Below are 13,139 nucleotides of genomic sequence, written 5' to 3'. Positions count from 1 at the left end.
GATTTATAATTATTTTATTGGATAAAAAAATAAGTATAGCCAAGATTTTTTACAAGGTAGTAATTTCAGTTAATTATTTTCAGTGAGCAAGTATTGGCTATATTGTTGATAACCAAAGCTATCGAAGCCTTTTGACAAGGGATTCATAAACCCATGACCGTAGTCTGCACGCTGGCATTGCACTTTGATTTGCTGCTCTAAACAAGCGAGCACAGGATGAATATCAAAGTGCACTTCTTGCTTCGCAAAAATAAACTCGCAGGCCACGCTGGCAGACAAATCTAAATAATGACGAACTTGATTTGGATAAAATGCCACTAATCTTTTTATCTGTGAATTTTTCACAGTTGCTTGGCTTCGCCACGCAGCGGCTCCACCAGCACTAAAACCGATTACCGTAGTTGGTTTAGTTACTCTACTAAGAATGGTATTAAGCTTGTTGAAATAGTTATCGTGACCACACTCAGTGATAAATAAATCATACTGTAATTGCTCATCAATCACTGGCTGCAATTGCCCATCGTACGGATCGACAATTATGCTTTTAGCGTTAAATTGCCGTGCAAAGTGACTCAAATGAGCGGTTTTACCAAAAATATCACTAACGATAATGTATTCCATAGCCAAATCTTATTATTTACAGTTAAATTACCGCACAACAGTTAAAATACCGCTAAACGCCTTTTTCAGATTAGCTAATTAAAATACAGCAGTTAAAATACAATGGCTAGAATAAAGTTAAAATAATGCTTGCGTAAATAAAATTACTGGGGTAAATTGTCCTCTTGGTCCTAAAAAAGCCTCGCGGTTAACCTCTTTACCCTGATCCAGTAATCCCCGCAAAACGTATATTATAGAGCTAAGTTATTGTACGGCGAGAACCCCAATTCAGACTACGGCATATTTTTAAATAGTCGCATAAATGTCATAAAGATCGTCAACACTGTAATGAAGCTAAACACAACACGGTCTATCTAATTGTGCTTTGAAAGCTAATAAAGAAATTAGCGCACATTAAAGATAACAAGAAAAAAGTGAGTTTTATTATGTCTTATAGTTACAACGGATCTATGATCCAAATCGCACATCCAGTGCAATCAATTTCAGTAAATAAACAACGTGTTATTTTTTCTGATACGCAAGGTTTAAAAAATGCCTTGTTCACTAAAGCAAGTGACGCACGTCAATTTGTTAAATGGTTAAAAGCCAATTAATCGATACTGATTTGCTTCCTCGCAATTTAAATGACGCCAGCTAATGCTGGCGTTTTGCTTTTTTTAAGCTAACTATTCAACAGCTGCTACACTTAGTATATTAATAATTTATCTGTGGTTGAATTAATGCATTATGCCTTTCGTTATGCTTTTTTATCATTGTTAATTAGCACTCCTTTGCATGCTAAAACAATTGATTGGATAGTCACTGACTTTGCCCCTTATTATATTTTTAACGATCAATACGCAGGAACAGGCCGCGATGAAGGTGTTATCGCCTTATTAGAACAACAGCTTCCTAGCTATACATTCAACCGTACTATTTTTCCATCAAGTCGCACAATACAGGAGCTGTCTAACCCAAATCATACTTACTGCATGCTCTCGCTATACCAAAGCCCGCACCGCAAACAACACATCAGCTTTAGTGAACAGACTTCGACGGTTGGCTTATCGCCTTCTATTGCTATTCCCCAAGAGCTTGTGCAACATCTCAAGCTTGAAACAAGTACACCTGTATCATTGAAAACCCTACTCAATCAATACCAACTTGCACTGGGGATTTCTATGAGCCGATCATACGGTAATGCTATTGATGCAGTAATTAATAATAGTGCCGACGCATCCATAATTATTCGACCTGGTCGCGATACCCTTGCCAGTTTGACTTACATGTTAAAGAAAAAGCGCATTGATATTTTATTGGGCTACCCAAGCGAGCATTACTATTTAGCAAAATCGATGGGGTTTGAAGATCAGTTAATGCAATTGCCTCTGACTGAAGCTCCCGATCTGAGTTATGGCTATATTGGCTGTACTAATACCGAGCAAGGTATCGCACAAGTTGAAGTGCTTAATGCAGCACTGAAAGAAATAAAACAACAACCAGCCTACCATGAAGTGTTATTACGTTGGTTACCAGATAATTTAAAACCGTTACTAGAGCAACGTTTACAAGCAAACAAAAACGCCCCAACTGAGTGAGGCGTTTATCAATATTAGCATATTTATTTAACCTGAATTCAGGTTAGGTTTTACTTACGCACACCTTCAATATATAAACCAATATCAACATGTGTAGATGCAGGACCTAGGTTGTAATCAATACCAAAATCAGCAAGCTTTAAACTGGTTTCACCTTCAAAGCCAACTCGGTAACCACCCCATGGATCTTTACCTTCACCAATTTTATCGATTTCAAAGGTAATCGTTTTTGTTACACCATGAAGGGTAAACTCACCTGTTACATCAGCTTCATCACCCTCTTCATCAAACTTAATTGACGTACTTTTGAAGGTCGCTGTTGGAAACTTATCAACATTTAAAAACTCTTTACCACGTAAATGCTTATCACGTTCAGCATGGTTCGAATCGATACTTTTAGTATCAATATTAACCATGATCTGTGATGCATCTGGGTTAGCTGCATCGTAGCTAAAGCCGCCGTCAAAAGTATTAAAACGACCGTGTAACCAGCTATAACCTAGATGCTTAATTTTAAAATTTACAAATGCATGGGCACCTTGAGTGTCAATAACATAATCTGCAGCGTGTGCAGTATTAGCACCAAACAATGTTGCTGCTACTGCAGCTGAAAGTAATATTTTTTTCATTTATTAATCATCCTTTTGTGGTTTTATCATTCTAACTAAGGTTTTATCTTTATCGATAAAGTGATGTTTTAACGCCCCAAGAGCATGTAAAACCACTAATCCTATGAGGCTACACGCCACATAGTAGTGAACTTTACCTGCAATATCTGCTTGATTAGCTACTGAAAAATCAATTGCGGGAATACTAAATAAGGTAAACACCTCAATTGCACGACCATCCGCAGTAGAAATCAAATACCCTGAAATCACAATGACGCTAAGCAGTAAATATAAAAATATATGTACTGTATGCGCTACATTATTTAACGCTTTACTGCTGCCCGCTACTGGCTCAGGCTGCGTGCCCAATGCACGCCAAGCAAATCTAAAAATTAATAAAGCAACTAAGGTGATCCCTACGCTTTTATGTAAATCCAAAGAACCTTTATACCAACTATCGTAATAAGTAAGTTCAACCATGTACAAGCCAAGGCCAAATAAGCCAATCACCATTACCGCCATTAACCAATGTAATAAAATGGCAACCACACCGTACGAAGATTTTGTATTTTTAAGCATGTGTTATTAATTCCATTATCGAATGACATCAGAATAGCGCGTACCTGGATAGAAGAAAATAGCTAATAACAAACAAGTTATGTGCGTATATGCACAAGTAAGATTAAATTTAGCAAGTTAGCAAGTTAGCAAGTTAGCAAGTTAGCAAGTTAGCAAGTTAGCAAGTTAGCAAGTTAGCAAGTTAGCAAGTTAGCAAGTTAGCAAGTTAGCAAGTTAGCAAGTTAGCAAGTTAGCAAGTTAGCAAGTTAGCAAGTTAGCAAGTTAGCAAGTTAATCAATGATAAACATCATCACCCTAATAATTGTTTAATTATTTTCAACCAAACCGATATAAATTTGTGTTGTAGGATCGACTTGCAAGCAAGTGATAAGGTTTTCTTTGATGAGCTCTAGCATAGCAATAAAGCTAACCACTACACCACTGCGGCCTTCGTCAAGAGTGAATAAGTCAGTGAAAGGAAGTTGCGTGCCGACTGTCGATAACTTTTGCAAAATTAAACTCATTCTTTCGCGAGTTGATAAAGCTTCAGCGGTTATTTGATGATGCTCAAAAGTTTTAGCTCGCGCCATCACATCACTGAGCGCAAATAGTAAATCTTTTAAATCAACATCCGGTAACAATTGAGCATGCTCGCTCTGCTCAGGCACTAATGCGTGGGCAATAAAAATATCACGGCCAACACGTGGAATATCATCAAGGTTCTGCGCAGCTAGCTTAAATTGTTCATACTCTTGTAAACGACGAATTAATTCAGCCCGTGGATCTTCTTCTTCCTCAAGCTCTTCATGTTTTGGCAGTAATAGTCGTGATTTTATTTGTGCAAGTAATGCCGCCATCACCAAATATTCACCAGCAAGCTCCAATTGAAACTCGGTCATCATTTCAACATAACGGACGTATTGTTCAGTAATGCTAAAAATCGACAATTCCAGAATATCTAACTTATGTTTTTTTATTAAATATAGTAATAAATCAAGTGGCCCTTCAAAGGTTTCTAAAATTACTTCTAGAGCGTCTGGCGGAATATACAAATCTTCCGGGGTATTCATTACTTCTTTGCCATGCAAAAAAGCCAGCGGCAACTTTTGTTGCGCCGGCTCTCGTATTTGAGCTACATCATCAGTATGTAGTTCGTTCATGGTTTATCGGCGTAGTTATTCAAATGGAGCTGTATCGCCACAGCCTACACGCAGCACCTCAACTGTATCTTCTGACAGGTCGATCACTGTGGTTGCTTGCTCAGCTAAATAGCCGCCATGAATAATTAAATCAACTTGATTACCTATGCGATCACGTATCTCGTCCGGATCAGACTCAGTAAACTGCTCACCGGGTAAAATTAATGAACACGACATCAATGGCTCACCTAACTCGGCTAGCAATGCGCAGGTAATTGGATGTTCTATTACACGAATACCAATGGTTTTTTTCTTGTCGTTTAACAAACGTTTTGGTACTTCTTTAGTGCCTTTAAAGATAAACGTATAAGGCCCGGGTGTATTGTTTTTAATTAATCTAAATAGTTGGTTATCTACTCGCGCATAAGTAGAAAGCTCAGATAGATCACGACATACTAAGGTAAAGTTATGGTGTTTTTCAATACCACGGATGCGCTCAATACGCTCTTTTGCTTGTTTGTTACCTAAATTACAGCCTATTGCATAGCCTGAATCGGTTGGGTATACCACCACTCCACCTTGTTTGATAATGTCGACCGCTTGATTAATTAAGCGTGGTTGTGGATTATCTGGATGAATATGAAAAAAATCACTCATTTAGTTCTCCTGTTTGCCCTTCCCAAGTTTGCCAAACGCCTTGGCAATCTTTTGGCAAATATAAGTTTTTTCCTAATTCTAGCCAACTAGTAGGAAAATGAAAATCAGATCCTTGCGAACACAGTAAATCGTATTCACGGCTCAATTCGCCTAAAAACTGTCGCTCAGTCGGTGCTTGTTGTGGTTGTGCAACTTCCATTGCATCGCCACCGGCATCTTTAAACTGACTCAATAATTTGCGCAGCCATTTATTTGACATTTGATAACGCCCAGGGTGGGCAATCACAGCAACGCCACCTGCGGCATGAATGGCGGCAATGGCGGTTTGCATATCACACCAATCGCTTGGTACGTAACCCGTTTTAGCGCGGCCAAGGTATTTTTTAAACACCCCAGGAATTGTGGTTGCAACGCCACGAGCAATAAGTGCTCTTGCATAATGTGCACGGGTAATTTGTGCATCTGCGGCAAGCTCTTGCGCTTGTTGATAAATGCCATCAAAGCCATTTTTCTCTAAACGACGACCAATCTCGACAGCTCTATCAGCACGTTTTTGCTGTTGGATAGTCAATAAGCTGGTCAGTGTTGACTCGTCAATATCTACGTTTAATGCCACGATGTGGATCTCAAAACTTTCCCACTTAGTGGAAATTTCAACCCCTGATATCAAGGTTAATGGTAGAGATTCGCTTTCTATATATGCTTGTGCAGGTTTAACCGCAGCAGTGGTGTCGTGATCAGTGATCGCAAACACATCTATATTTTTTTCAACTGCACGCAATAATAATTGCTCAACAGTTAATTGCCCGTCAGAATGTGTGGTATGACTGTGTAAATCGTATTTTATCAAAAGAGAAGACTGCTCATATTAAATGTGCGAAAGTTGTTATTAAGTATAACAAAATTTTTTAATAAATTGTTTTAAATAAATACTTGACACTAACGCCGTTGATACGGTTTACTGTAGTCACTTGAGACACATATAGAACTACTAACAATGATCAATTCAATCCAAAACACTATCTGGTGGTGGCACTCGTAAATTATCGGGTGACGAATTGTCGTGTCTAACACATTCTAAACCCGCTTATTGCGGGTTTTTTTATATTTAAATTTTAGGGTAACAAACATGAATAACGTAGCAACTTTTACACATCATTGGTGGTGGCGCCTGGTATAGCGGGACGGTAATGGTCTATCTGAAACATAGGTATCGTTATTCAAACCCCGCATAGCTTAGCTTGCGGGGTTTTATTTTTTTGAGGGAATGAGGTTTGATTTTTAGTCATATAACAACAACGCCAGGTGAAGTTACTAGCATCACCGAAGTGCGAGAATATATACATAGCCCATTGGCACTATATGGATTGCTTGATAAAAATAATTCATTACTCTTAGAGTCAGCAGAAATTGATTCTAAAGACAGTGTCAAAAGTTTAATTTTGGTAGATTGTGCACTAAAAATAATCTGCACAGGTAAAACAGTCACAGTAACGGCGCAATCTAATAATGGTCAGCAATTACTGCCTTATTTACAAACTAAATTAGAAAACTGCCATACTCAATTAAACAAGCAAACTCTCAGCATCGAATATCAAGGTATCGATCATAATATTGATGAAGCCTCAAAGCTGATTGCCGATAATGCTTTTAGTGCCTTGCGCTGTTGTATAAATAGTATCAGCAGCACCACAAACAATCCATTTTCGTTATTTTTAGGCGGTGTGTTTGCTTACGACATGGTAGCCAACTTTGAACAACTGAGTGATGTACCAGATGGAGAAAATAGCTGTCCTGATTACGTATTTTATTTAGCTGAAACCTTAGTGGTAATTGATCACCAAGCTAAAACCACTGAGCTGATTGGTAACGTTTTTAATGGCCCTGATGTGCATGCAAACTGTTTTGAAGTGGGTAAAAAGCTCGAACGTTTAAATACCTTATGCGACCAAGCCGATAGCTATAGTGCGCAGCAAAGTGCTGGCAGCAGTGACGTCAGTGTTGATATTAGTGACGAGCTCTATTGCCAACAGGTCAATAGTTTGAAAAAACACATTGTCGATGGCGATATTTTTCAAGTTGTGCCATCGCGTACCTTCTCGTTAGCTTGCGCTAACCCATTACATGCCTACAGCCAACTAAAAAAACAAAATCCAAGCCCGTACATGTTTTATATGCGCGACAGTGAATTTGCGTTATTTGGTGCCTCTCCTGAGTCAGCTTTAAAGTTTTGTGCTACATCACAACAAGTTGAAGTATATCCAATTGCAGGAACTCGCCCGCGAGGAAAGTTTGCTAATGGCCAAATTAATCCTGATTTGGACAGTCGTATTGAACTGGAACTGCGCAACGATCAAAAAGAGCGTGCTGAGCATTTAATGTTGGTTGATTTAGCACGAAATGACGTAGCTCGTATCAGTGTCCCGGGAACTCGCCACGCAAAAGAGCTATTAAAGGTCGACCGTTATTCGCAAGTAATGCATTTAGTGTCACGCGTTGTTGGCACATTAAAACCTCAGCTGGATGCCCTACACGCTTACCAAGCCTGTATGAACATGGGCACTTTAGTTGGTGCGCCTAAAGTCAGCGCGGCAGAGTTGGTAAGGCAAACTGAAGGTAAGCGCCGTGGTAGTTACGGTGGTGCGGTAGGTTATTTAACCGGTGACGGCGCCATGGACAGTTGCATTGTTATTCGCTCGGCCTTTGTTAAAAATAATACCGCGTATGTACAAGCCGGTGCCGGAGTTGTGTTTGACTCAGACCCTCAATCTGAAGCTAATGAGACTCGTGCTAAAGCACAAGCGGTTATTACAGCCATTCAATCGACGTACCAAGGACACTAAAATGAGTGAAAACATCAACAACTTAACGGACTTAAAAATCTACTTTTTAGATAATTTTGATTCATTTAGTTATAACTTAGTCGATGAACTTTCTATGTTAGGCAGCGATTTAGTGGTATATCGTAACAACATAGACGCGCAGGTGATTTATGACAAAATGTGTGCGGAAACTAAACCAGTGATCTTAGTACTGTCGCCGGGTCCAGGCACCCCCTCTGCGGCGGGCTGTTTAATGGCATTGATTGAACTATGCAAAGGCCGTTTTCCAATGTTGGGGATTTGCCTTGGTCAACAAGCACTAACACAAAGTTATGGCGGTATTATTGGCCATGCTGGAGAAACCGTACATGGTAAATCATCAATCATTGAGCTTAGTGAGCACCCAGTATTTGCAGGTATGGGAGAACGTATGCCTGTGGCACGTTATCATTCACTGATGGCCACGAAAGTACCCGACAGTGTTGCAGTGATAGCCCACTATGAGTCAATACCGATGGCAATTTATCATCGTGACGATAAAGCCCTTGGCTATCAATTTCATCCTGAGTCTATTTTGACGCCCAATGGCGCCGCGCTACTTCAACAAAGTATGCAATTTTTAGCCAGTGCACAGCAGTAGAGGATAGTATGTCAGTAAACCAACAATCAGCCAGTGAGGCGAGCATTGGCTCAATGATTGATGTGTTATTAACGCAAACATCATTAAGCTTTAGTCAAAGCCAACAGTTATTTGATGCCATTATGCAAGGCAAAGTAAATGACATCGAACTGGCAGCCATCTTAGTGGCACTGAAAATAAAAGGTGAAGTAAGCGACGAAATCGCAGGAGCTGCCGCATCGATGCGTGCTAATGCGATACCTTTTATTACTCACTTAACAAACCTTGTCGATAGTTGTGGCACTGGCGGCGATGGCTCAAACACTATTAATATTAGCACCACCGCCGCCATCGTTGCTGCAGCTTGCGGTATAAATATGGTCAAACACGGTAATCGCAGTGTTTCGAGTAACTCCGGCTCCGCTGATTTACTCAAAGCATTGGGCATCAATATAGACATGAACCCAGCACACGCGGCGCAGTGTTTAGAGCAAACCGGCTTTACATTCTTGTTTGCTCCGCATTATCACAGCGGCGTACGCCATGCTATGGGTGTGCGAACGACCTTAAAAACCCGTACTATTTTTAATATTTTAGGGCCATTGGCAAATCCAGCAGCACCGGATGTGCAATTATTGGGGGTATATGATGAAAGTTTATGCTTAGCGATGGCACACACCTTAAAAACGTTAGGTACACCGCGCGCAATGGTCGTTCATGGCTCGGGTACCGATGAAATAGCCTTGCACGGTGAAACGACCGTCGCAGAGCTTAACAACGGAAAAATCAGCCAGTACACACTTACCCCTGCTGATTTTGGTCTTGCAAACTATTCACTTGAACAACTTGCCGGTGAAGGGCCAGAATATAACGCCAAGGCTAGCATGGCTATTTTAGCTGGTAACGGCACCGACGCGCACAATGCGGCCATTATTGTTAACGTTGCTGCGTTGCTTTATTTAACCAATAAAGCCGACGATTTTAAAAGTGCCGCAATGCAAGTTAAAGAGGTTTTACAAAGCGGCCGTGCATTGAATACCTTAAATGCCATTGTCATAAGCAGTAATAAAGAATACGCAAACTCCGAGGTAAGTAATGGCTAATGTATTAGACAAAATAGTTGCAGATAAAAAAATAGAGCTCATTGAACGCAAATCCAAGCGCCCTCTTGAGAGCTTTAAGCATCAAGCAATACCCACAAATCGTGATTTTTATAAAGCCCTTGCAGCGCCTGGCACTCAGTTTATTTTGGAATGCAAAAAGGCCTCGCCGTCAAAAGGCCTTATTCGAGAGCCGTTTGATTTAGCCGAGATCACCCGTGTTTATAAAAACTACGCTAGCTGCATCAGTGTGTTAACCGATGAAAAATATTTTCAGGGTAGTTTTGATTATCTCGAATTTGTGCGCAGTCAAGTAGAGCAACCATTGATCTGTAAAGATTTCTTTATTGATGAATACCAAATTTATTTGGCCCGTATTTATGGCGGCGATGCTATTTTATTAATGTTGTCAGTACTCGATGATACGCAATATCAATCGCTTGAAAAAGTTGCAAAAAGCCTAAACATGGCAATCCTCACCGAAGTGAGTAACGAAGCTGAAGTACATCGAGCCCTGGCACTCAATGCGCAAATTATTGGTATTAATAACCGTGATTTACGTGATTTGAGCACAAACTTAGCTACCACAGAGGCACTAAGAAAGCTTATTCCTGATAACAAAGTGGTTATTTCAGAATCAGGTATTTACACACACCAAGATGTAAAACGCTTGGCCCCGTTATGTAATGGCTTTTTAATCGGTAGTTCACTAATGGCTGAGCGTGATTTAGAGCGCGCTTGTCGAAGCGTAATTTTAGGTGAAAACAAAGTTTGTGGCTTAACCCGTAGCCAAGATGCCATTGCCGCTTATGAAAGTGGTGCCGTTTATGGGGGGCTAATTTTTGCACCTAAATCCCCTCGTTTTGTTGATTTAGATTGTGCAAAACAAGTTATGCAAAGTGCCCCGCTTGCCTATGTAGGCGTATTTGTAAACGCAACAATCGCAGACGTTGTCAATCATGCTCAGAGCTTAAAGCTTGCAGCAGTGCAATTACATGGCCAAGAAGATGCAGTCTATATTAACGAACTGCGTCCTTTGCTACCAAGTAATTGTCAGATTTGGAAGGCGCAAGCTGTGAAGGATAGCTTGCCAACACCTGTCAATGGCGCTGATCGCCACTTATACGATACTCACAGCGATACGCAAGCCGGCGGTACCGGTAAGACCTTTGATTGGGCAATACTCAAAGAGACTAAGCAGCCATTTATGCTTGCTGGTGGCTTAAATCCAGAAAATATTCAAGGTGCATTATATCAAGGTGCGCATGGACTCGACCTAAATTCAGGGGTTGAGCAAAGCGCCGGTAAAAAATGCCCAAACAAATTAAATGATGCATTTATTAGCATCCGTAAATATTGAGGTTAATATGAATAATCCAGCTTATTTCGGCGAATTTGGCGGCATGTTTGTCCCAGAATTGCTAGTACCAGCACTTAAACAACTCGAAAACGAATTTAATAAATCGCAAACAGATCCGGCTTTTCAAGCTGAACTGGAAAAGTTACTTAATGAATATGCAGGCCGTCCTACGCCGCTGACATTAACGCGTAACTTAATTAAAAACCCAAAAGTAAAATTATACTTAAAGCGTGAAGATTTACTGCACGGTGGCGCGCACAAAACGAATCAGGTGTTAGGCCAAGCACTATTAACTCAACGCATGGGTAAAAAACAAGTTATTGCTGAAACAGGCGCAGGCCAACACGGCGTTGCAACGGCACTTGCGTGTGCATTACTTGGTTTAAAATGCCGTATTTATATGGGCGCTAAAGACGTGGCACGCCAACAACCAAACGTATTTAGAATGAAACTAATGGGCGCTGAAGTGATCCCGGTTACTGCAGGCTCTGGCACATTAAAAGATGCCGTAAACGAAGCGCTTCGTGATTGGTCAGCAAATTATAAAGAAGCGCATTACTTACTTGGTACTGCTGCAGGTCCTCACCCATTCCCTACCATCGTTCGTGAGTTCCAAAAAGTGATTGGTGAAGAAGCGAAACAACAAGTATTAAAAGCTGAAGGTCGCCTACCTGATGCGGTGCTTGCTTGTGTAGGCGGTGGCTCTAACGCCATTGGTATGTTTACAGATTTTATTGACGAGCCAAGTGTAAAACTCATTGGCGTAGAGCCCGCTGGCAAAGGGCTTGATACCCACGAGCACGGTGCAACAATCTGTAAAGGAACTAAAGGTATTTTGCACGGTACTTATACATATATAATGCAAAATGATGATGGTCAGATTGAGGAATCATATTCTGTCTCAGCGGGTCTTGATTACCCAGCTGTTGGCCCACAACATGCGTTTTTACATGAAACTGGCCGTGCGCAATATGTGGGTATTACAGATACCGAAGCATTAGAAGCATTCCAATTACTGGCTAAAAACGAAGGGATTATTCCTGCGCTCGAATCAAGTCATGCACTAGCTTACGCACTGAAGTATGCAGAGCAGCAAACTGAAGAGTCAATTTTAGTAGTGAATTTAAGTGGTCGCGGCGACAAAGACTTATCACACGTTATGGATGTACTTTCTAAAGGGGATCAGTTATGAGCCAGACAGCAATTCAAAAAACAGACCGCTACGGTAAAATGTTCGCCCGTTTAAGCGAGCTAAATCAAGGTGCATTTGTGCCGTTTGTTACAATTGGCGATCCAAATAAAGAACTGAGCGTTGAAATAATCAAAAGCTTAATTGATGGCGGCGCTGATGGCTTAGAGCTGGGTATTCCATTTTCAGACCCAATAGCAGATGGTCCAGTTATTCAAGCTGCCAATATTCGCGCCCTTAAAGTAAATATAAATACCCAAGATTGCTTTGATATCATCAAGCAAGTACGCCAGTACAATGCTGATATCCCAATTGGTTTATTGTTGTATTCGAACTTAGTGTTTAAACGCGGTTTAGAGGCTTTTTACCAAGATGCCAAAGCAGTTGGCGTTGACTCAATTCTAGTTGCAGATGTGCCGCTTCATGAATCTAAAATGTTTCGCAAAGCGGCAATGAGTAATGGCATTGACCCCATTTTTATAGCCACGCCTAACGCACCTGATGACACTTTACGCGAATGTGCCTCTTATGGCCGTGGTTATACTTATTTGCTATCTCGTGCGGGTGTAACAGGCACAGAAACTAAAGCACAAATGCCGGCGACATCAATTGTCACTAAACTAAAAGAATACCACAGCGCCCCTGCGTTATTAGGTTTTGGGATTTCAACCCCTGATGATGTAAAAGCAGCACTTAATGCCGGTGCAGCGGGTGCTATATCTGGCTCGGCGGTAGTGAAAATTATTGAAGCGAATCTCGATACCCCTCAAGCTATGCTCAGTGGTTTACAACAGTTCGTAGCGAGCATGAAAGCTGCAACTGCGCTGTAAGTTCATACTTCGAAAATAAGAAAAGGGCCTGTTGCGGCCCTTTTCTGGTAATCAAACGC

General features: G+C 40.8%; 14 protein-coding genes. 8 read left to right on the top strand and 6 right to left on the bottom strand.

The genetic code is table 11. The features are described 5' to 3' along the window. Positions 1 to 69: 69 nt before the first annotated feature. Positions 70 to 621 (bottom strand): dienelactone hydrolase family protein, encoded by a 552-nt coding sequence (locus PSR9079_RS07640; protein ID WP_149981006.1) that lies wholly within the window; start codon positions 619 to 621, stop codon positions 70 to 72. A gap of 449 nt (positions 622 to 1,070) precedes the next feature. Between PSR9079_RS07640 and PSR9079_RS23635 the strand changes: the two genes are divergently transcribed. Both PSR9079_RS23635 and PSR9079_RS07635 read left to right on the top strand, forming a co-directional pair. Next, the gene (locus tag PSR9079_RS23635; RefSeq protein WP_167542961.1) at positions 1,071 to 1,214 is read left to right on the top strand and encodes a hypothetical protein; all 144 of its coding nucleotides are present in this window, start codon (positions 1,071 to 1,073) and stop codon (positions 1,212 to 1,214) included. A 126-nt stretch (positions 1,215 to 1,340) separates the two neighbouring features. Continuing rightward, positions 1,341 to 2,198 (top strand): TIGR02285 family protein, encoded by an 858-nt coding sequence (locus PSR9079_RS07635; RefSeq protein ID WP_149981005.1) that lies wholly within the window; start codon positions 1,341 to 1,343, stop codon positions 2,196 to 2,198. 50 nt (positions 2,199 to 2,248) lie between these two features. On the opposite strand, the gene PSR9079_RS07630 is transcribed toward PSR9079_RS07635, so the two are convergent. From PSR9079_RS07630 to rnm, 5 genes are all read right to left on the bottom strand, one after another. Beyond that, on the bottom strand, positions 2,249 to 2,827 hold the full coding sequence (locus PSR9079_RS07630; protein WP_145233661.1) for a YceI family protein: 579 nt from the start codon (positions 2,825 to 2,827) through the stop codon (positions 2,249 to 2,251). 3 nt (positions 2,828 to 2,830) lie between these two features. Next, the gene (locus tag PSR9079_RS07625; protein ID WP_149981004.1) at positions 2,831 to 3,385 is read right to left on the bottom strand and encodes a cytochrome b; all 555 of its coding nucleotides are present in this window, start codon (positions 3,383 to 3,385) and stop codon (positions 2,831 to 2,833) included. 305 nt (positions 3,386 to 3,690) lie between these two features. Continuing rightward, entirely contained in the window at positions 3,691 to 4,524 is an 834-nt protein-coding gene (locus PSR9079_RS07620; RefSeq protein ID WP_149981003.1) for a segregation and condensation protein A, read from the bottom strand. Between the two features lie 15 nt (positions 4,525 to 4,539). After that, positions 4,540 to 5,160, bottom strand: a complete 621-nt coding sequence (locus PSR9079_RS07615) for an L-threonylcarbamoyladenylate synthase (RefSeq protein WP_145233655.1) — start codon at positions 5,158 to 5,160, stop codon at positions 4,540 to 4,542. Beyond that, positions 5,153 to 6,010, bottom strand: coding sequence for an RNase RNM (gene rnm, locus PSR9079_RS07610; RefSeq protein WP_145233653.1), 858 nt, complete (start codon positions 6,008 to 6,010; stop codon positions 5,153 to 5,155). The genes PSR9079_RS07615 and rnm overlap by 8 nt, the downstream gene beginning before the upstream one ends. A 424-nt stretch (positions 6,011 to 6,434) precedes the next feature. On the opposite strand from rnm, the gene PSR9079_RS07605 reads away from it, so the two are divergent. Genes PSR9079_RS07605 through trpA form a run of 6 tightly spaced genes read left to right on the top strand, consistent with a single transcriptional unit; the run spans position 6,435 to position 13,080 of the window. Further along, positions 6,435 to 8,003 carry an anthranilate synthase component 1 gene (locus tag PSR9079_RS07605; RefSeq protein ID WP_149981002.1) on the top strand — a complete coding sequence of 523 codons (1,569 nt, stop codon included), beginning with the start codon at positions 6,435 to 6,437 and terminating at the stop codon, positions 8,001 to 8,003. Between the two features lies 1 nt (position 8,004). Next, positions 8,005 to 8,622: an aminodeoxychorismate/anthranilate synthase component II gene (locus PSR9079_RS07600; RefSeq protein WP_149981001.1), complete on the top strand. Its 618-nt coding sequence runs from the start codon at positions 8,005 to 8,007 to the stop codon at positions 8,620 to 8,622. A gap of 53 nt (positions 8,623 to 8,675) precedes the next feature. Continuing rightward, positions 8,676 to 9,704 carry an anthranilate phosphoribosyltransferase gene (trpD, locus tag PSR9079_RS07595; protein ID WP_149981183.1) on the top strand — a complete coding sequence of 343 codons (1,029 nt, stop codon included), beginning with the start codon at positions 8,676 to 8,678 and terminating at the stop codon, positions 9,702 to 9,704. Beyond that, positions 9,697 to 11,061, top strand: coding sequence for a bifunctional indole-3-glycerol-phosphate synthase TrpC/phosphoribosylanthranilate isomerase TrpF (gene trpCF, locus PSR9079_RS07590; RefSeq protein WP_149981000.1), 1,365 nt, complete (start codon positions 9,697 to 9,699; stop codon positions 11,059 to 11,061). Before trpD ends, trpCF begins: the two co-directional genes overlap by 8 nt. 7 nt (positions 11,062 to 11,068) lie before the next feature. Further along, positions 11,069 to 12,253: a tryptophan synthase subunit beta gene (gene trpB, locus PSR9079_RS07585; protein WP_145233645.1), complete on the top strand. Its 1,185-nt coding sequence runs from the start codon at positions 11,069 to 11,071 to the stop codon at positions 12,251 to 12,253. Next, on the top strand, positions 12,250 to 13,080 hold the full coding sequence (gene trpA / locus PSR9079_RS07580) for a tryptophan synthase subunit alpha (RefSeq protein ID WP_149980999.1): 831 nt from the start codon (positions 12,250 to 12,252) through the stop codon (positions 13,078 to 13,080). Before trpB ends, trpA begins: the two co-directional genes overlap by 4 nt. Positions 13,081 to 13,139 lie beyond the last annotated feature (59 nt).

It is taken from the genome of Pseudoalteromonas rhizosphaerae (assembly GCF_902498845.1).
Classification (GTDB): Bacteria; Pseudomonadota; Gammaproteobacteria; order Enterobacterales; family Alteromonadaceae; genus Pseudoalteromonas; species Pseudoalteromonas rhizosphaerae.
This window is presented reverse-complemented; position numbering and strand designations above follow the sequence as displayed.